The 19,638-nt window shown below is 58.8% G+C and carries 16 protein-coding genes and 1 riboswitch; of the genes, 6 read left to right on the top strand and 10 right to left on the bottom strand.

Annotated elements, in window-relative coordinates; genetic code table 11:
- The first annotated feature begins 1,139 nt into the window (after positions 1-1,139).
- Positions 1,140-1,904 carry a 16S rRNA (cytidine(1402)-2'-O)-methyltransferase gene (gene rsmI, locus IRZ31_RS04075; protein ID WP_297149860.1) on the top strand — a complete coding sequence of 255 codons (765 nt, stop codon included), beginning with the start codon at positions 1,140-1,142 and terminating at the stop codon, positions 1,902-1,904.
- Positions 1,905-2,037: 133 nt separating this feature from the next.
- Here rsmI and mdh read toward each other — a convergent pair whose 3' ends face one another.
- The 3 genes from mdh to IRZ31_RS04060 all read right to left on the bottom strand — a co-directional run bounded on the left by mdh (position 2,038) and on the right by IRZ31_RS04060 (position 5,848).
- A complete protein-coding gene (mdh, locus tag IRZ31_RS04070; RefSeq protein ID WP_297149857.1) occupies positions 2,038-2,964 on the bottom strand; it encodes a malate dehydrogenase in 927 nt (308 codons plus the stop codon).
- 362 nt (positions 2,965-3,326) lie between these two features.
- Entirely contained in the window at positions 3,327-4,253 is a 927-nt protein-coding gene (locus IRZ31_RS04065) for a CHAP domain-containing protein (RefSeq protein WP_297149855.1), read from the bottom strand.
- Between the two features lie 542 nt (positions 4,254-4,795).
- On the bottom strand, positions 4,796-5,848 hold the full coding sequence (locus IRZ31_RS04060) for a CHAP domain-containing protein (RefSeq protein ID WP_297149851.1): 1,053 nt from the start codon (positions 5,846-5,848) through the stop codon (positions 4,796-4,798).
- A gap of 404 nt (positions 5,849-6,252) precedes the next feature.
- Between IRZ31_RS04060 and IRZ31_RS04055 the strand changes: the two genes are divergently transcribed.
- Positions 6,253-7,614 carry a S53 family peptidase gene (locus IRZ31_RS04055; protein ID WP_297149848.1) on the top strand — a complete coding sequence of 454 codons (1,362 nt, stop codon included), beginning with the start codon at positions 6,253-6,255 and terminating at the stop codon, positions 7,612-7,614.
- A gap of 134 nt (positions 7,615-7,748) precedes the next feature.
- On the opposite strand, the gene asd is transcribed toward IRZ31_RS04055, so the two are convergent.
- The 4 genes from asd to IRZ31_RS04035 form a co-directional block, all read right to left on the bottom strand.
- A complete protein-coding gene (gene asd / locus IRZ31_RS04050) occupies positions 7,749-8,816 on the bottom strand; it encodes an aspartate-semialdehyde dehydrogenase (protein ID WP_297149846.1) in 1,068 nt (355 codons plus the stop codon).
- Between the two features lie 52 nt (positions 8,817-8,868).
- Positions 8,869-10,344: an aspartate kinase gene (locus IRZ31_RS04045; RefSeq protein ID WP_297149843.1), complete on the bottom strand. Its 1,476-nt coding sequence runs from the start codon at positions 10,342-10,344 to the stop codon at positions 8,869-8,871.
- Between the two features lie 55 nt (positions 10,345-10,399).
- Positions 10,400-11,725 carry a homocysteine synthase gene (locus tag IRZ31_RS04040; RefSeq protein WP_297149840.1) on the bottom strand — a complete coding sequence of 442 codons (1,326 nt, stop codon included), beginning with the start codon at positions 11,723-11,725 and terminating at the stop codon, positions 10,400-10,402.
- A gap of 117 nt (positions 11,726-11,842) precedes the next feature.
- On the bottom strand, positions 11,843-12,991 hold the full coding sequence (locus IRZ31_RS04035; RefSeq protein ID WP_297149836.1) for a homoserine O-acetyltransferase: 1,149 nt from the start codon (positions 12,989-12,991) through the stop codon (positions 11,843-11,845).
- Positions 12,992-13,262: 271 nt separating this feature from the next.
- Here IRZ31_RS04035 and IRZ31_RS04030 point away from each other — a divergent pair, with 271 nt between their 5' ends.
- A complete protein-coding gene (locus tag IRZ31_RS04030; protein WP_297149833.1) occupies positions 13,263-13,469 on the top strand; it encodes a hypothetical protein in 207 nt (68 codons plus the stop codon).
- 93 nt (positions 13,470-13,562) lie between these two features.
- Positions 13,563-13,672, bottom strand: a riboswitch (SAM riboswitch).
- A 204-nt stretch (positions 13,673-13,876) separates the two neighbouring features.
- On the top strand, positions 13,877-14,527 hold the full coding sequence (locus IRZ31_RS04025) for a GNAT family N-acetyltransferase (protein WP_297149830.1): 651 nt from the start codon (positions 13,877-13,879) through the stop codon (positions 14,525-14,527).
- Here the strand turns inward: IRZ31_RS04025 and IRZ31_RS04020 are convergent.
- Together IRZ31_RS04020 and IRZ31_RS04015 are read right to left on the bottom strand one after the other, a co-directional pair.
- Positions 14,524-14,766: a PLD nuclease N-terminal domain-containing protein gene (locus tag IRZ31_RS04020; protein ID WP_297149827.1), complete on the bottom strand. Its 243-nt coding sequence runs from the start codon at positions 14,764-14,766 to the stop codon at positions 14,524-14,526. The genes IRZ31_RS04025 and IRZ31_RS04020 overlap by 4 nt on opposite strands.
- A 328-nt stretch (positions 14,767-15,094) precedes the next feature.
- Positions 15,095-16,141: a peptidoglycan bridge formation glycyltransferase FemA/FemB family protein gene (locus tag IRZ31_RS04015; protein WP_297149824.1), complete on the bottom strand. Its 1,047-nt coding sequence runs from the start codon at positions 16,139-16,141 to the stop codon at positions 15,095-15,097.
- A gap of 140 nt (positions 16,142-16,281) precedes the next feature.
- Here IRZ31_RS04015 and IRZ31_RS04010 point away from each other — a divergent pair, with 140 nt between their 5' ends.
- Together IRZ31_RS04010 and IRZ31_RS04005 are read left to right on the top strand one after the other, a co-directional pair.
- Positions 16,282-16,833, top strand: coding sequence for a TrkA family potassium uptake protein (locus tag IRZ31_RS04010; RefSeq protein ID WP_297149821.1), 552 nt, complete (start codon positions 16,282-16,284; stop codon positions 16,831-16,833).
- Positions 16,834-16,844: 11 nt separating this feature from the next.
- A complete protein-coding gene (locus IRZ31_RS04005) occupies positions 16,845-17,507 on the top strand; it encodes a TrkA family potassium uptake protein (RefSeq protein ID WP_297149818.1) in 663 nt (220 codons plus the stop codon).
- 19 nt (positions 17,508-17,526) lie between these two features.
- Here IRZ31_RS04005 and IRZ31_RS04000 read toward each other — a convergent pair whose 3' ends face one another.
- Positions 17,527-18,897, bottom strand: a complete 1,371-nt coding sequence (locus IRZ31_RS04000; protein ID WP_297149815.1) for an AI-2E family transporter — start codon at positions 18,895-18,897, stop codon at positions 17,527-17,529.
- Between the last annotated feature and the right edge of the window lie 741 nt (positions 18,898-19,638).

Below are 19,638 nucleotides of genomic sequence, written 5' to 3'. Positions count from 1 at the left end.
CGGGCAGCAACCGCTTTACCCACGTTCGCAGTTTCTGTCGACGGCATAAGGACTTTCCTTTCCGAGATTCCGCTTGCTCTCTCGAAAGTATGCTTGCTTGTCTGGCCGGCACATGCAGGGCACCACAGCCTGACCTGCCGATGGCTGCCCCAGACCATGCACCAGGTCCGTTGGATGCTGCCACACTGCCATCCCTGGCTGGTTGGCTAAATGGCCGAGCAGCGGTTTTTCCACAGGCTTGTACAAGCTGCAGCGAATTAGTAAGCAAGGGATGTATCAACATCCAGGGATGAGCAGTCTCAGCAAAACATCAAGTCTACTCTATCATACTTAGGGCACGAGGTCAATATATCGTGCATTATTAGTTTAAGGAGTAGCCAGATAGGTTCTCTCTGTATGGGTACTTCTCTCTAGCCTGATTGTCCCTAGGAGGTTAACTTTTTAGCCTGATTCAGGAGCAGCAAAAATACGGCCTGTTCCCTTTTGATTTGAATACAAAATTCATATATTTGAGATGCAACTACGCTGCCAGCAAAGCTTAGCTCCTCTATCATTATACAACAATAGCTAAATGCTTTGCGAGTGCCAGCGCCTTGATCTTCAAAGGGGGTAGCCTTCCCACATTCAGACCTGGAATAAGTCCAACGATTACAGTGCTAGCGAAACAGTCTCTCTCTCGATTATAATCTCTCTGGCCGGCCAATATTTCAGCATACTCTTGAGCAGTTAAGCATCGGTTCCGAGTCAGAGTTATGATCAATGCTCGTTTTACTTTTCCCTTGCAATCAGAGCGAGATTGGATCTCTCTCTCCACCTTTCCACCGTCGCACTCAGTCACTGCGCCAGCGCTGGCAGTGACCATTAGCCTCCTGCCGTATCCCCCACGGCAAGCAACCAGCCGACCATGTTTCCGCCGCCCCAGCCCTCTGGCATGGCCACAAGACTGTCATTTACTACAACGCTTCAGGTCGGTCAGCTCCTATCTGACCCTCCCAATATTACTAATGGGGTTTTGCCGCCAGTGCGCCTGATTGCTCCTAGCCCGGTCTGGCCCAGCCAGCCGTGGCACTGGTACACTGATGCTAGCCTGGCTGCAGTCTCCAACTCTCTGCCAGTTTCATAACAGGTGGACATAGTGCATGAGTACACTCTATCTCGTCGCGACTCCGATCGGCAATCTCGGCGATATTACCTTGCGGGCCTTAGAGGTTCTGCGCAGCGTCGATGTCATTGCCGCTGAAGATACCCGTAAGACATCTATCCTTCTGAGGCATTACGATATTCACAAGCCACTGCTCGCTTTCTATGAGCACAACGAGGAGCGAGCAGGACGGCAGATTGAGGCCCTTCTCAAGCAGGGGAAGTCAGTGGCTCTAGTAACCAGTGCTGGCACACCCGGCATCTCCGACCCGGGCTACACTCTGGTCCAGCGGGCCATCCAGGCCGGCATTCCGGTGACGATGATTCCCGGACCTGCCGCTTTCGTCATGGCCCTTGTTCTTTCCGGCCTCCCGGTGCACAGCTTTACTTTCCGAGGCTTCCCCCCTCGCAAGGCGGGTCGGCGGCGGCGTTTTCTGGAGGCTGATCGTCACTTGCCTTACACACTTATCTACTATGAAAGCCCGTATCGGCTTACTGACCTCCTCCGTGATGCCCTGGAGGTCTTTGGCGATCGCCCAGCAGCTCTCGCCAATGAGTTAACCAAAATGTTCGAAAAGGTCTATCGTGGGACGCTCTCTTCTCTGCTAGAGACAATCGCTCAGGAGAAGCTGCGAGGCGAGTACGTTCTAGTGGTTGCTGGTGCCTCGGGCGAGCAAGAAGCGGCCCATCAGGAGGGTGCCACCTGGGCGGAGCCTCCTTCGGCAGCGGTGGATGAACCAGACAGGGAAGCGGAAGAGGATTAGCTGCACGGTTGCACACCGGTTCAGCTCTACCTTCTCCTTACCGGTAGGGCAGGGCCGCCCGTCTCTGCAGTGATGGAGGCTAGACGGCCCTGCCGCCCTCTGACATGACCTCCCTCTTGCTCGCGGAGGATAGCTAAATGCCCATGACCTTAACGAGTTCCTGCACAGCCGCTGCCGACTTATGCAGGAGGGCACGCTCGTCCTCTGTCAGCTCTAGCTCGATGATCTGCTCCACACCGTTAGCTCCGAGCTTCACAGGGACGCCGACAAAGAGGTTCTGAATACCATATTCGCCCTGCAGGTAGGCCGAGCAGGGCATGATCATCTTCTTGTCCAGGACGATCGAGTCGATCATCTGCAGCACTGCCGCCGACGGAGCAAAATAGGCGCTGCCGGTCCCGAGCAAGTTGACAATCTCCGCTCCGCCGTCACGTGTGCGCTGAATAATCTGCTCGATCCGCTCAGCAGGCAACAGCTGCGAGATGGGCACACCCGCGACCGTACACATGCGAGCCAGTGGGACCATTGTGTCACCGTGGCCACCGAGGACGTAAGCCTGGACATCGCGCACGGAGACGTTTAGCTCCTGGGCGATGAAGGTGCGGAAACGCGCGGTGTCGAGGACTCCGGCCATTCCTACGACACGATTGCGGGGGAAGCCGCTGACATGGTAGGCCAGTTGGGCCATGGCATCCAGCGGGTTGGTGACGACGATGAGCATGCAGTTGGGCGAGTATTTGATGATTTCCTGCACAACCTGGGTGACGATCTCCTGATTCTTACGCAGCAGATCATCGCGCGACATGCCAGGCTTGCGCGGGAAGCCGGAGGTGATTACGACCAGGTCGGAGTTGGCGGTGTCGGCATAATCGTTGGTGCCAACGATGAGGCTATCATAGCCAAGAACGGGGCCGGCTTGGAGCATGTCCAGTGCTTTGCCCTGCGGCATATTGGGCACAATATCATACATCACTACGTCGGCATAGTCGCGCTCTGCCAGACGCTGTGCGAGCGTGCTTCCAACAAAACCGGCGCCAACAATGGTTATCTTGGTGCGCATCGGGCTTTCCTCTCCAGATCAGTTTTTTTGCGAGTTCAGGATGCCGCCGACTGCAGGCAGCATCGCCAGGCAGGCGGCATCGCCAGCTGGCTCGCTCGCCTGACCTTCTGTCTGCGCCCGCCTGATAACAGCGGACCCAGCCATATTGTATGTCTCTCTCGCAAGGGTGCGCAATGTTCCTGGCTGGCAAACAGGGGGCGTTGACGAATCAGTCGCCCCTGAAGCAAAGCAAGAGGCCAGTTGATGAGCGCGGTCCACTGCTGGCCGCAGCGCACGCTTCGCACGGCTGGCCGCGGCTGGCAGAGCCGGGCGGAGATAGAGGCAGAGTCAGCCGCTGAGCAGCCCAGCTGACTCTCTGAGCATCATGGGTGCCAGACGAAGGCTACGCCAGGGCCAGGATAGAAGGTAGCATAGGAAAGACGATTCCAGCCGCCATTGGCATACCAGTTGTAGTTACTGGTATAGACGCTGCCATCGGGATTGATCCGCTCTACTACAGCTACATGCCCATAGGCGCTTGCCCCCTGTACACCTGGCTGCAAGACGATAATCGAGGGAACGTGCGGCTGTGAAGAGACCACCCAACCGTATTGCTCAGCTCCCGCTACCCACTGGTAGGCATCTCCTTGCCAGGGCACCCAGTAGCCGGTCAGCTCGTGATAGCGGAGGTTGGCCCAGTAGGTGCACTGCCCATAGGCAAAACGGTTCAAATCCCCCTCTGTCGGCTGCAAGGGCAGCCCGGGATAGTGCAGTGGCCCACTGTCGTAGCCATCTTGCGTGACAGCCGTAGCCGTGGCCGCCTGGGGTCCGATCTGATAGGTGTTGTCCTGGCCATTGCGAATGAAGCTGATGACCGAGCGCAGCGGGTTGAAACCTTGGCCGCCGTCTCCCGGCCCTATCGGCAAAACATTTATTAGCGTTATCAGAAGCATCAATATGACCAGACTCAGGGTGACAAGCTGGAACCACCAGCGTCGGCGCGGTTCCGGCGGCCCTCCTCCGCTGCCTCCCGCCGGCGAGCCGTGAATGACCAGCGGGGGACGCCCCGGACTGTGCACCACTGGCAAAACGGCTGACGGTCTGTCTCCTTCCGTCGACGGCTTGAGCGGCGCTTTTTCTACAGTCTGGGTCAGCGGCGGGCAACCATCAACCGCCGCTGAGGCCGACAGGGAAGACTGTCGTTCGGCCAGCATCGCTGGACCTCCATTCACCCCGATCCGCTCGCCAGCCTGTTGCTGCGCTATTCTCGCTCCACCGGTCCTGTCTCGACTACCCTTCAACCATGACATACACACTCCCCGATCTGGCTAGAGTAAGACCTGTTGCCTTCGGTATGTGTCTGACTCTACTCAGTAGGCCGCTGACGGTCAAGGCATTCTTGCTGCCAGGTAGGAATATTGTACCAAAAGTATATTAAATAGCAAGCAGACATTAATTAACTCTTGTATCTGTATTTGAAGGGAAATTCCAGCGACCGCCAGCGTCGTCAGGCTGTCAGAAGGACTGGCAAGCACGAGGAGAGAATGGAGCGGCATGGCCAGAGGGAGTGGACGCTCAGCGAGGTCTGGCAGGGGAGAAAGGCGCAGGGGAGTGGAGTCATAGAAAGAACAAGCAGCTTATGGATCGATGTACACGGAGCGAGAGGCATTGAAAACGGCAGCGAGTCAGGAGAGCACAAAGGGAGAGGCTGGTCTGTCTTGCCCGACCGGCCTCTCCTCCTGCTATCGTGTGAGCTAAATCCAGGCGGTGTGCCCGCTTAGTCAGCCAGAGCTTGGGCTGGCTTCAGCTGGCACGGTCCATCCATCCAGGCTACCCGCAGCAAGTCTGGCGGCTAGATCCAGACAAAGTAGACGCCGCTGCCGGGGTAGAACGTATAGTAGGAGACGATTCCCCAGCCACCGCCATTGGCGTACCAGTTCATATTACTTGTGTAGACACCGCCGTCGGAAGTCAGGCTCTCGGCGACGGCAACGTGGCCATAATAGATATTCGCGCCCTGGACGCCAGGCATCAAGACAACGATGGAGGGGATATGCGGCTGAGTTGAGACAATCCAGCCATTGGCCCTGGCTCCCGCCACCCACTCATCGGCATTGCCACCCCAGGGCACCCACACCCCTGTCAGCTGGTGATAGCGGTAATCGGCCCAATAGGTGCACTGGCCGTATGGGAAAGGGTCACCCGAGTTGCTGCCAACAACTGGCCCCGATGTTGTGCCAGTCGGGTTGCTCGGACCGGGATCGTAACCAACCCCACTACGAACAATAGCTGTCGCCGTGGCGGCGCGCATCGCGGCCAGATCCAGCGTGCTGGAACTGCCGCTGTTGCTTGGGATCATGCTCATAATGGACTGGAAGAGTCCACCCCCACTCCGCGCTCCTACAGGACTCTCGGGCAGCACCGTGAGCAGGGTACCAGTGAGAATCAGCGCAACCAGGACCAGGACCGCCGCATGGACATGCCAGCGCTTGCGTGGAAGCCGCTGCGCCCCATCCTGACGCCTGAGCGCTTTTTTGCCATCGCCACGAATGATGAGCGGGGAACGCGCCGTGCTCGCGCTGGCGGAGCTGACCAACGGCAGCAGGGCCGTCTGCAGTTCTGGCAATTGCCCTGTCTCGGGCGTAGCGTACTCCGCCCCCTCCCCAGCTCTGGCTACTGGCAGCAAGGCCGTTTGCTTCTCTTCCTCCTCGCCCGCGACCTCCGGGAGAGGCGTCTGCCGGCCATCGCTCAGGTCAGTCGCACCGGGTAGGGAGACCGACTGAGCCGGAAAGGCGAGTTGCTCAACCGGCGACAACTGGGTGACTAGCCCAGGGATACGAATCGGCTCCTCAGCTCGTTCTTGCGTTTCTGCGACTCTGTCTTGACGGTCCTTAAATGATAGCATGCTGCTTTCCTATCGTTGAAAATATGAGCCGCGTTGTTGCGCGCCTTCTTATTGATATCTTTCTATGTCATCATGCCTGAATGTACTCTGAAAAGAGGATAGCGGTCAAGCGCGCCTTGCTACTGTTAGGACCATAGTACCGCACGGTAGGTGTCTTCTTAACCGCCTGCTTCTCGTCAGCTTCCCACCGCTACCAGGCTGTCCGATAGCCGCTTCTTGCCGTCAGGCGGATGGCATCCTTTGAGGGACGAGGAACTACTATGAAGAAGAATTGACCTTTTTGGCTCATCAGGATATACTGCTTTCGCATCGGGCTGCAGTGAACCGCTATGGGATGCTGCGCTGTTGGCGCCCACTCATGGCATAGCACGGCAGACAGGGATATTTTTCAGAAGGAGAGCGGGATGCAAGGCCACGGCCAACAAAAGCCTTTCCTCAAGCTGTTGATACTGATATCCTTCACCCTCGGGCTTGCCTTCAGCGGCTGCACGGGTCTGCCTGGGATCAGTGGAGGCTCACAGAGAACCTCTACAGCGACCGCTACGCCGCGCGCTCCCACCCCCAGCGCAGCAGCCGAGCGCTGCCCTCCTATCCTCTTCAGCTCCGAAGTAACCTGCTATACTCCCCTCCAGCTTCGCCAATACTACGGCTTCGAGCCGTTAATCCAGCGCGGCTACACCGGTAAAGGCCAGACCATTATTGACATCGTCTCGTTCGGTAGTCCCACCCTGCAACAGGATCTCGATGTCTTCAGCCGTCGCTTTCAGCTGCCGCTCACCAAGGTTCAAGTGATCCAGCCGATCCAGAAGGCAGAGTACGATCCCCACCACGATAAGAGCGGCTGGGCCGGAGAAACCGAACTCGATGTAGAGATCATCCATGCTCTGGCCCCCGAGGCTAATATTGTGGTATTGGTCAGCCCGGTTGCCGAAACGGAAGGCACAGTTGGACTGCCCGAGTTCCGCCAGCTGATCCAGTATGCTATCGATCACCACCTGGGCACGATTGTCTCCCAAAGCTGGGGCGCTTCCGAGGTAACCCTGGAGGATGCCGCAGGTCGGCAGGAGGTGCAAAAGTGGAACACCCTGCTCCAGAAGGCAACGTTAGAGGAGCATATGACTTTCTTTAGCTCGTCGGGAGACCAAGGCGCCACTGACTACGCCGATTTAAATATGTCGCGGCTCTCGCCCAAGGCCACGACCAGTTTCGCCGCCGATGTGCCCTGGGTAACCAGTGTTGGAGGGACAACGCTGCTGCGCCAGGGGACCCAGATTCACGAAATTGGCTGGAGCCAGAGCGGCGGCGGCTTCAGCGCCCTTTTCTCGGAGCCATCCTATCAGAAGTTGCTGCCCTCGTCTGCGCAGGCAGCGTTCCAGGGCCGGCGTGGGGTTCCCGACGTGGCCGCTGCTGCCGATCCGGGCACTAATCTGGCTTTTTACTTCAACGGCGTCTGGGAGACGGTCGGCGGGACCAGCGCCTCCGCTCCCATGTGGGCCGCGCTGGCGGCGATTGCCAATCAGATGGCCGGTCACCCACTCGGTTTTCTGAATCCAGCCCTGTATACGCTGGCAACCTCCGCGAACTATCAGCGCGATTTCCACGATATTACCGTGGGGGATAACAGCGTTCACCAGGGGGTGAATGTTCCTGGCTACCTTGCTGGAACAGGTTGGGATGCCGTGACCGGGCTAGGCAGCCCCAATGCCCAATACCTGATTCCCGATCTGATTCGCACCCAGGCCACACTGGCAGCGACAGGTCAATAATCCCGGCCTGCCGCCGGCCAGAGGGAGAGGCAGGCTGAAGTGCAAAGCCGGCGAACCCGGAAATCCTCAGTTCCTGGCTCGCCGGCTCGCTCTTTAGTCCGTCCCGCTCTCTGCTCAGCCGAAGCCAGACGCTCTCAAAGCAGGCCCTTGCTGACACACAGCTCCGCATTTAAAAGGGAGCCGCCCGCCGCACCGCGGATGGTATTATGGCCCAGCGCGACAAATTTATAGCCCAAGATGGGACAGGGACGCAGGCGCCCCAGAGTGACCGCCATTCCTCGACCTGCATCGCGATCATGCAGTGTCTGTGGACGATCTTCCTCGCGACGATAGATCAGCGGCGGCACAGGGGCGCTTGGAAGCTGCAGACGTTGAGGTTCAGGCAGGAAATGTTCCCAGGCCGCGATCACCTCTTCAGGCGAGGCCTGATGCTCCAGCTCGACACTCACGCATTCCAGATGGCCTTCGCGCGTGGCAATACGATTGCAATGCGCGCTCACAATCAATGGCGCCATGCTGAAACCACCCGCTTCACGCCACTCGCCCAGCATCTTGAGCGTCTCGCTCTCAACCTTCGGCTCCTCACCAGAGATGAAGGGGATGGCATTGTCGAGAATATCGTAGGAAGGTAGACCCGGATAGCCAGCTCCCGAAATCGCCTGCAGCGTCGTGACCAGAACTTTCCGTATGCCAAAGGTTTGCTGCAAGGGCTTGAGCGCCATCACCAACGGGGTGGCCGAACAATTGGGGTTGGTCACAATGCAGCCGCTCCAGCCCCGGCGTTTGCGCTGCTCTTGGATAGCCAGGGCATGCTCAGCATTGACCTCGGGAACCAACAGCGGCACATCGGGTTCCATCCGATAGGTCTTGGCATTGCTGAAGACGGCCACGCCAGCCTGTGCAAAAGCGGCCTCGACCTCGCCAGCAATCTCAGCCGGCAGGGCCGAGAAGGCAATCTTGACCTCGGGCAGAGCCTCCGGACGACAAGGCAAAACCGGCAGTCGGGCTACCTGCTCCGGCATGCTGCCCCCAAGACGCCAGCGCGCTACCTCGCCATAGGGGCGGCCCCCGTGCACGTCAGAGGCCGCCAGGGCTACCAGCTCAAACCAGGGATGGCCTTGTAATAGCTCGATAAAGCGCTGCCCTACCATGCCAGTCGCCCCGAGCACCGCCACCGGAAGACGTTGTTGTATCTGTTGCATCGTCAAGGCATCCTCCTTTGCCCATGCCTTCTACTCGCGCGTCCTCTCTATCCTAGCGGGCTTTCAGCGCCTCCAGACGCTTTCCATGAGCCGGATGGCGCACCAGAGGAATCACCGGCGCGATCAAATCGCGATGGAGGCAGCGCAGAGCACGCTCGCTGTCGCCATCCTCAATGATGAGAATAATGCCCTGCTCGGAAGCACCCTGGGAGATAATAGGAATACGCTCGCGCGCTAGCGCGCTGATGGCCCGGGCTGGACTCATTGGATCGCTCGTGAAACCAGAGCCGAGGCAGGCACAGGTCGCCAGGCCCGGGCGACAGCTCACTCGCCAGTGACCCAGGTCGTGCTGAAGCAAGGAGACGACCGAGGCCGCGGCCTGCTCTTCGACCATGAACGAGAGATGATGACCAGAGGAGGAGCAGATGGCCACGGGGGCCGCCCCGACATGAGCCGCCAGGGCAAAGACCTGACCAGCGTTCTCGGGCGCACCAAACATGTTGGTACTCTCAACAGTCACCAGAGCCAGACGCCGCCGTACAGTAATGGCCGTAGCGCCGCTGTGATACTTGCCTTCTGGTCCAATGAGCGTGCCCTGCATCTGAGGACGGAAGGTGTTACGCACGCGCACGGGGATATTGCGCTGGGCTACCGGGATCAGGGTGCGCGGATGCAAGACTTTCGCGCCAAACCAGGAGAGGCGCGCCGCCTCCGCATAGGTCAAGGCCGGCAGCAGACGCGCATTGGCAACGATGCGCGGATCGGCAGACATAACCCCGTCCACATCGGTATAGATAGCCACCTCGCCGCAGTCAATGGCGGCCCCAATGACGGTCGCAGAATAGTCGGAGCCGTTGCGCCCCAGGGTTGTGACCAGACCAGCACGCGTGCGCCCGATGAAGCCCGGCGCCACCGGTACCATCCGTTTCTGGAGCAGTGGCTGGAGCAACAGCTGCGCACGCTCACGCGTTTCCTCTTCCAGAGGCTCTGCGCCAATGACAGCGCCCGGCTCGCTCGGCGCGCTGCCCTGCGGCTCTCCCGTTACAATGACCTCTTCACGCACCGGGGCTGCTGTTACTCCCGGCAGGCTGAGATCATTGATGGCGGCAGCCAGCAAGAGCACTGACAGGCGCTCTCCCCAGGCAGCCACTGCGTCAACATAGTCCTCGCAGCCAGCGGCCTCACGCTCCAGCCCGGCCAGCGCCTGCTCTAGAGCAGCGTTCAGCTCTGCCAGACGCTTTCCATCAAGGACAGCCTTCTCAGCGGCCTGCAGATGTCGCTCACGTAGAGCCGCCAACTCGCGACGCCATTCGCGGCTCTCACCACGCCGGGCATGATGGGCGATGCGCAGCAGCTGATCCGTAATGCCCGACATCGCTGAGACCACAACGACGGGAAAAGGCGCAGCCTCGTTGAGAGCTTTACTGGCCGCCTGAGCCACAATCTGAGCAACGCGGCGAATACGATCGCCACTGCCAACAGAGGTACCACCGAACTTTAGCACACAGAGCGAACACTCAACATCCATTGACAATCACCCTTTATCTCCCAGGCGAGGCACCTCTTGCTTGCCTCGCTTCGTCCTACGCAACACCAAGCGGCTCGCCGAGCTTAGTCGAGACCGCTCGCAACGCCTGATCCAGATCCTCAATCAGATCCTCAACCGTCTCCAGCCCAATCGAAAGGCGGATAAAATCGGGGGTCACGCCTGTTTCCAGCTGCTCATCGGGTGTCAGCTGCGAATGAGTGGTGCTGGCCGGATGGATGATCAGCGACTTGGCATCGCCCACGTTCGCCAAATGAGAGAACAGCTCTACATGGCGGATCAGCATTTTACCGGCCTCCAGCCCTCCCTTGATGCCGAAGCCCAGAATAGCCCCATAACCATGCGTTAGATAGCGCACAGCCAGCTCATGCTGAGGATGACTGGGCAAACCAGGGTAGCTGACCCAGCTCACCGCCGGGTGACCTTCTAAAAACTCAGCGATACGCAGGGCATTCTGGCTGTGACGCTCCATGCGCAGGGGCAGGGTCTCCAGACCTTGCAGGAAAAGCCAGGAATTGAAAGGGCTGATGGAGGCGCCTATATCGCGCATCAGCTGCACACGGGCCTTGATAATGTAGGCTAGCGGCCCAAAGGCCTCGACATAGCGCAGGCCATGATAAGAAGGGTCAGGCTCAGTAAAGGCCGGAAAGCGCCCATTGCTCCAGTCAAACTTGCCGCCATCGACAATCACCCCGCCGATGGAGGTGCCATGTCCGCCAATGAACTTGGTTGCTGAATGAACTACAATATCGGCCCCATGCTTGAGCGGCTGCAACAAATAGGGCGTGGGCAAGGTATTATCAACAATTAAGGGGACACCATGCTCATGAGCAATGGCAGCTACAGCTTCGATATCGAGCATGTCCAACCGGGGATTGCCCAGAGCCTCAGCGTAGATCGCCTTGGTGCGCTCAGTGATCGCAGCACGGAACTGCTCCGGGTGACGACTATCGACGAAGCGCACCGTGATGCCGAGCTTCGGCAACGTGTAGCGGAAGAGATTATAGGTGCCGCCGTAGAGGCTGGTGGAGGAGACCACCTCATCGCCTGCCTCAGCAATGGTCAGAATGGCCAGCGTCTCCGCCGCCTGGCCGGAAGCGGTTGCCAGCGCCCCCACACCACCCTCCAGCGCTGCGATCCGGCGCTCGAAGGCGTCCTGGGTAGGATTCATAATGCGCGTGTAGATATTGCCGAACTTGCGCAGCGCAAAAAGATCGGCAGCGTGCTCCGGGCTATCGAACACGAACGAGCTTGTTTGATAGATAGGAACGGCCCGGGCACCAGTGGCGCTATCAGCCGTTTCCTGACCTGCATGCAACGCCAACGTCTCAAAACCATAACTACGATTGCTGTTCAGTGCCATGAGAGAATCTACTCCTGAGAAAACCAGATCTAACGACAGGCCGCCACCGTAGGGACGGACGGAAGAACCAACAACGCTTCGGACAAGGGAACAGGCGCCCGGCAACGCGGGGCTGGATCAGGTTTCCAACCAGCGCAGAGCAGCATTCATCTGCTCCCACTCTTTCAAGAAAGCATCATGGCCATGAGGAGAATCCAGCTCAACATACGTGGCCTCTCCCCCAAGCGCTCGAACACGCTCGGCCAGCCAGCGGACTCGCGCCGCCGGAAAGAGAAAGTCGGAGCGGATGCCAATAAAGAGCGCGCGGCTGCGAATACGCGCAAGAGCCGTATCGAGAGAAGAATAGCCCTCACTGACATCGTAGAGATCCATTGCGCGGCTCAGATATAGATACGTATTGGCATCGAAGCGCCGCACCAGGGAATTACCCTGATAATACAGATAATTCTCCACATCGAAGCGCTTTCCCAGACTTGGAGTGCGGGTCGGTGAAGGCACTTCAGCAGCGCGAGCCGGGCGACGGGAGAAGCGCAGCTCCATTGCCTCTTCACTCTGGTAAGTGATCATGCCAAGCATGCGCGCGATGGCCAGGCCGGCATCGGGTCCTTGACCGGGTGGATAATCGCCACCCTGCCAGCGCGGGTCGAGCATAATGGCCTGGCGTCCTACCTCACTGAAGGCAATAGCCTGGGCTGTCAACGCTGCCGTCGCTGCCACCACGATGACCTTCTCCACCAGTTCCGGGTAGCAAACTGCCCACTCCAGCGCCTGCTGTCCTCCAATCGAGCCACCGGCCACAATCAAGCGCCGAATGCCCAGGTGCTCTATCAAGCGGCGCTGGGCATGGACCATATCGCGGATCGTGACCAGCGGGAAACGCATGCCGTAGGGTCGCCCTGTGCTCGGATCGATCGACGAAGGGCCGGTACTGCCATAGCAGCCGCCGAGCACGTTTGAGCAGACGACAAAGTAGCGCGACGTATCGAAGGGCCGGCCCGGGCCGATCAGCGGGTTCCACCAGGCGGCCTTCGGGTCGTCCGGGTGCTCAGGATCATGGGCATGCGAGCTGCCCGTCAGGGCATGGGCAATCAGGATGGCATTGTCGCCTGCCGCGTTGAGGCGCCCCCAGGTTTCGTACGCCAGCGTTACGGGGCCGAAATGGCCGCCGTACTGAAGCGGCAACGAGTCAAAGGTATAGCTTTGCAAGTGATTCACAGGAGCAGGCTGTGTACCTGTCACCACGCTGTGCTCGACGCGAGCCACCATGTGCACACTCCTTGCAACAAAAAGGGAACAAAAAAACCCTCACCCTACCCAGGGGCGAGGGACAGTCTCTTCGCGGTACCACCCTGTTTTGCCAGCGCCTCACGACGCTGACCTTGGAGTGTTGCCAAGCCGCAGGTCCCCAGGCTCAACCACGACCTTGCACCAGAGCGTGGCACAACTCGGGCGACTTCCTTTTCCTGGCTGCTCTTGGCCCGGCTCAGATCTCAGCTGCCTGGCTGACCGAACCAGCCGAGGCAGGGTCTTGCCCAGGATGCAGCTCGCTCGCAACACTGCAGCTTTTAACGGAGCCACCCGGCACAGTCTACTCGCCCGCCCAACGCGGACCTTCAACCTGCAACTCGGAGGGCATTTTCAACGCCGCCGCAGCGCCGGCATCTCAGCACCGCCGACTCTCTGTAGCCGCACACGACGTCTACTCGTCCTCGTCAACGTTATTCTCGATTCGCTTGACCGCTAGACGACTGGTGAGCACACTCGTACCCGCCCGGTACGCGGGGCAAGAAAAAACCCCTTTTTGTGAAAAGGGGTCTTTAGCATCATTGCCAGGTTCCCCTCATCTTGCGGAACAGTGTTCCGCCGGAATTGGCACCTTGCCAGCAGCTCTGCTGGCGGGTTGCCGGGCTTCACAGGGCCGTCTCCCTCCACCCGTCTTGATGAGAGCGCTAACCGCGTCGGTTCAATTGTTCGGGTACATTATAGTTGTTAGTTAGTATAGCGGAGATGGCTGGAGCTGTCAAGGGTCAGCATGGCAATGGTTATTCTGCGGCCTGGTTGCCTCCCGATCGCGCCAGGCTGCTTGCCACCTGAGCGGAGACGAGCAGGCCAGGTTAGCATGGACACGAAGAGAAGGACGAAAGGAAGGCTATGAATCAATCGAGATCTGAACCAATCTTGTTATCTGCGGAGCAGGCAGCCGAGGCTTGCCAGGTTCTGGCACGAGCTTTCCAACGTGATCCGCTGATGGTTTTTGTGCTCCCCGAGGAGAAGCGCCGTGCCGTTGTGCTGCCCGGCCTTTTTGCCATGACGGTCCACTATTGCCTGCGCTACGGTCAGGTCTATGCCTCCCCGGGCCTGGAAGGGATCGCCTGCTGGCTACCACCCGGGGAGACAACCCCGACACTGGAGCGCCTCTTGAGCATCGGCCTGCGCTTTCCTCCCTTGCGCGTCGGCCTGGGAAGCCTTTGGCGGATCGGCCTGGCCGAGCGCTACGCCGCCCGTCAGCATGCGCTGCACACACATGGGCCACACTGGTATCTTTGGGCCTTGGGTGTTGATCCCCCTTACCAGGGCCAGGGCATCGGCAGCGCCTTGCTGAAGGTTGTCTTCCAGCAGGCCGACGCCCGCCACCTCCCTTGCTACCTGGAAACCCAGAATCCGCGCAACGTCGGCTTTTACGAGAGGCATGGCTTCCGCGTGGTCAGCGAGTCGCCGATTCCCCACGGCCAGGGCCTGCGCCTGTGGGCCATGCTGCGCGAGGCCCCATCTGTCACGCCCCCATTCCCTTCTCAGTCTTAGCGCGTCCCATAGCTCGGCTGGCCAAAGGCAACATGATGACGCCGCTGACCAAAGAGCAGGTAGAGAAACGGCCCAAGGAACGGGATGAACCAGATAACCGCCAGCCAGAGGAGCTTGCCAGCGGTTGAATGATCATCCTCTAAAATCATGAATGTCTCGATAATGTGGCCAACAACTGGCACAAAGACGATTATGAGAAAGAGCAGTGAATTGAATAAACATCCACGCTCGCCGGACATGTCGCCTCCTTAGGTGAAACCGCTTATGCAGGCCAACAGGGCAGAGCAGGTCTCGCTAGCGAGTAACCTGCTCTTGCCCTCCAAGCCACTTCTGAAAGATCCACATCTCTCTGAGAGAGAAGTCCAGGGAGGGAGAACATGTCTGCCACGCCTCACCAGCCGTCCGCTCAGCAAAAGCATGTTCTCTCGGCCTGGTTCTCTCTTCCAGAGACACGGATCAGCCAGCCTGAAGGTGACAGGTTGGGGAGAGGCGAGGCCAGAAGAAGCCGCAATGGAGCTGAGGGGGAGGGCAATACAGGGAAGAGCGAGAGAAAGAGCGGGTGTCTGCCTAGAGGGCAAGACGCTGGCCAAGGAGGCGCCGCGCCAGGTTCATGCTGAGCGGGCGATAAACGTACTCGTAGCCGCCGAGGAAGCGTACTACCTCGCCACCCCAGCCGCGCTTGAAGCGGTAGACACCTGCCAGCGGCTCGTACTCGTCTTCGGTTTCAGGAATACCCCACAGATCGTAACGGACAGCCCCAGCGGCGCGGGCCCGACGCATTGCCTCCCACTGAAGCAAATAATTGGGCATCAGCTGGCGCAGCTCATTGCTGGAGGCCCCATAGAGATAGAGCGCCTCACGCCCCATGCGTCCTACAAAGATCCCAGCTAAGAGCTGTCCCTCATACTCGGCAAGCAGCAAATCAAGCTGATTGCGGGGAGCGAGAATCAGCCAGGCGTGCTCATAGTACTCGTAGTGATGGATACCAAAGCCATCGCGCGCTGCCGTGATCTTCAATAGCTCATACCAGGCGCGCACATCCTCAAGGGTCTGAGCCTCGCGCACTCTGACACCTCGTCGGGCGGCCAGACGCAGATTATAGCGCCACTTCTCCTTCATACGTGCCAGGAGTGTCTCCTCGTCAGCGCCTAGATCAACTATGATTGTGCGCAGCGGCTGAATGGCGCGCACAGGGCGGAAGCCGGAGGTCAGCAGGTGGCGTGTCACTCGCTCTCCCAGCTCAGTGCCGGCCAGCAGCGGTGGCTCCAGACGCAGGGCTAAGGCTCCACGTCGACGCAGCAAGCGATGGAGGGCTGTCCAGAAAGCGCTGCAGCTTTCCTCATGAGACCAGTCGAGCACCGGGCCACGAGGAATATAGGCCAGATGCCCACACCAGTACGGCATCTGGGGAGCGCCACGGCAAAGCACCTGAGCGGCAGCCACCATGCGTCCCGTCGACCGCTCGCAGAGCGCCAGACGCAGGGGTTGCCAGCCAGCCTCGGCCTTTAGCTCACCCCAGCCCCAGCTTTGCAGCAGGTGGCCGTCGTGTTCCTCCAGAAAGCTATCCCAGACCTGGCGCTCGTCAATCTTCTTCAAGAGATAACCTTGCTTCATGGGCCTTATTGTACCATGCTCAGCTCTCTCGACAAGAGAGAAGCCCGTTCCGGGGGAGTCTGGCAGCAGAAGGCCCGGTCAGGGAGAGCGTACAGGCTGGCACAGCAATGATATAATATCGTCTGGTGGGTTTCCCCGCTATGCGCACCTGTCCACGAGCGGAGAGGTGCGGCATTGGTCAGTCAGCGAGCCAAGGCTGGTACTACTGGCTGGAGGGACCCCAGCCCTCACCACAGATCAGGAGGCAACAGGTGAAAATAGTGATCCTCGGTTGTGGCCGCGTTGGCGCAACGCTGGCCAATATGATGGATCGCGCGGGTCACCAGGTCTCGGTCATCGACTATAGCAGCGAAGCCTTTCAGCGTCTTGACCCCGACTTCAAGGGCGAGACCATCCTGGGCAACGGGGTCGATGAGGACATCCTGATCCGCGCCGGTATCAAGGAAGCCGACGCCTTCGCGGCAGTCACGAATGGCGATAATCGCAACATTATGGCGAGCCAGATCGCCAAGGAGATCTTCCACGTTAAAAAAGTCGTCTGCCGTATTTATGACCCGATTCGGGAGCGCACCTATCATGAGCTGGGACTGGAGACCTTCTGTCCCACAACGATAGGGGCGCAGATGCTGGCTGAGGTCCTCCTCAGCGAGCCTACAGCGGCAAAAGCAGCGCGACAAGACGAGAAACAATAGAGGATAGCTCTATGTATATCATCATCGGAGGCGGTGGCGACATCGGCTACTACCTCACCAAAACGCTCCTGAACCAGGGACATGAGGTTCTGCTCCTTGAGAAGGACGCCGCGCGCTACCAGGCGCTGAGTGAAGAGCTGGGGGAGGCCGTCGTGCGTGGCGATGCCTGCGAAGCGCGCGTCATGGAAGATGCCGGTGCCAAGCGTGCGGATGTGGTCATCGCCGTCACCGGCGAAGACGATGACAACCTGGTCATCTGCCAGATGGCCAAGCGACGTTTTAACGTCAATCGCACCATAGCCCGGCTCAACAACCCGAAGCACGAAAAGATCTTTCAGAAACTCGGCATCGATATCACCGTCAGTCCAACTAAAGCCATTCTCTCGCTCATCGAGGCGGAGATACCTACCACACGCTTTGTGCCGCTCATGAAGCTACGCAGGGCGGGCCTTGACTTTGTCGAACTGCGCATACCAGCGGAGTCGCCCACGATCGGTAAGACCCTACGCGAGATCAACCTGCCGCGCAATAGCAACCTGGCTTTGATCGTGCGGAATAACCAGCCTATTATCCCCAACGCCGAGACCGTGATCCAGGAAGATGACGAGATCTTCGCACTGGTGAGTCCAGAAGGCGAGGACGCTATTCGCAAAGCTTTTGGGGCGCTTGGTTAAAGCGGTCCGCTTGCCCCTGTTAGCGTTCGACAGGTTCATCCTGTTCCTGTTGCTCACCCTGAACAACCGTGTGGCGCTGTTCCTGCGGCTCAGGGAAGGAGCGCAGAAGGTCGAGCTGTTCGATCTTCTCCTCCAGGTCAATCCCCTTCTTGATAGCCGGAGCGGCGCTGACACGGTTTATCCCTTGATCAAGGATTGCCTCCCCTGTAGTGCGCAGACCATGAGCAACCTTGGCTTCGCCGGTCAGGCCCGGCTGCTGCTGAGCGCGGCGCCGACGTAAGACCCAGGGCTGACGGCGCGGGGTCAAGATCTGTTCGGCGCTCTCTCCCTTCACCAGGGAGCGGTAGATGCTGGTGACCACCACCCAGGCGGCGGCCACAATTGGAGTCGCAATCAGGGCACCGAAGGCTCCGAAGAGCTGGGCGCCGATGATCAAGGCCAGGATCGAGGCCACCGGATGCAGCCCTACAGCATGGCCCACGATGCGCGGACCCAGGATATTGCTTTCCACGATTTGGATGATCACGAAGTAGCTGATGACCACGAAGGTGCGAGGAAATGGCTCGGGCAAGAGAAGGGAGATGGCCACTGCCGGCAGCGAGGCCAGAGCCGGACCGACCATTGGGATGGTCTCAAAGAGGAAGGCCAGGGCCCCCACAATCAAGGCATAGTCTTTGAGTCCCAGCCAGGGAGTGGCGCAGCCCAGCCCCGCCAGCACCCCAATGATGACCGCCAGCGTCAACTGACCGCGGATATAGTTGCCTACGACGCGATTGAGGGCATCTTCGAAGAGGAGAAAGTGAGGTAGCGAACGCCGCGGCACCACCTTGAAAAGGCTGTCGCGGATACGTTTGCCATCCAGGGTCAGGTAAAAGCTGAGGACCGTCACCAGGACAACGTTGACAATGAGATCAGTCAGGGTGAAGAGAAACCCCAGAATATTGTTGACCAGCGAACGCGCGAAGTCGGTCGCCTGTACCTCGATCTGCGTTAAGACGCTGTCGATCTTTTCTTGCGGAATGCCCTGGTCAACAAGAAATTTCTGCAGCTTCGCCGACAGCTCAGGCAGCTGATAGGCATAATTCTGGATGGTCACCGAGAAGGTCTGAGCCTGCCGGATGAGGGCAAAGAGCAAGGCGTAGAAGAGACTTCCGACAACTACCAATACTACAACGTAGACGAGCAGCGTGGCCAGCGAGCGCGGCAGACCAAAGCGCTGGAGCTTGTCGACAAGCGGCGAGACAAGAAAAGCTATGGCCATGGCCAGCAGGAGCAGCACCAGGGCATGTAGAAAGAGGCCGGAAATGCTCCATCCTAACCAACCTAGAATACAGATGCAGACAATGCTAATGAGAATATCTCGAACACGCTGCCAGTCAACACGCTCCATGCACTCCCTCCTTACCAGACTCAGGCGACCTTTCACCGGAAGCATCCGCTTCTATTATGCTCCTCTCCCAAGGGGAAGACAAGCAGGGAAGGGGCGCTCAATTCAGCTTGATTGAGCACTGCCCGTCAAAGCAGTGCTTTTCCCCAGGTCTATCTTACTAGAGAGATCACGCCTGCTTGTCAGACAGCGGATGCTGAGGCAAGCAGGACCACGACTTTCTCCACAGGCCAGGCGCCGGCAGACCTATTCCTCGCCATCAGGAGCAGCGGTCTGCATTTTATACGCGCTGGCCACCGCCTATCGAGGGGAGAAAAATGCTCTCCTCCTACGTAACTTTTGAGAGCAGGATACGTTTGTAAATCTTGGGGAGTCTGCACGGTCGGTTGCTTCTCTAAAGTCTATCAGCACAGGAGGGAGAAGAAGGCACAACGCTCGACAGAGCGAGGCCAGCTCGCCTCTGTCCTTTTGAAACCCTCGACACCTGCAGCCAACGATTACGGCGGTACCTTGGTCTAGCCATCGTTAAGCTGTCGTCTGGTTATCGTCTACGAGAATGTCAGCGTATCCAAATCTCTAAGGGATGTGCCCATGAGCGGTCTCGCTATTCTGCTAAGCCAAACTATTATATATTGGACGCTTCTGATACTACTCATTTCATGGATAATCATTTTCGCTATTCTCGCATTACGTCCTGAACCTTCCAATAAGGAAAGCGCTGAAGGGCGTGTCTATCACGTCCCA

The organism is Thermogemmatispora sp., from assembly GCF_019683635.1.
Lineage (GTDB): Bacteria > Chloroflexota > Ktedonobacteria > Ktedonobacterales > Ktedonobacteraceae > Thermogemmatispora.
This window is presented reverse-complemented; position numbering and strand designations above follow the sequence as displayed.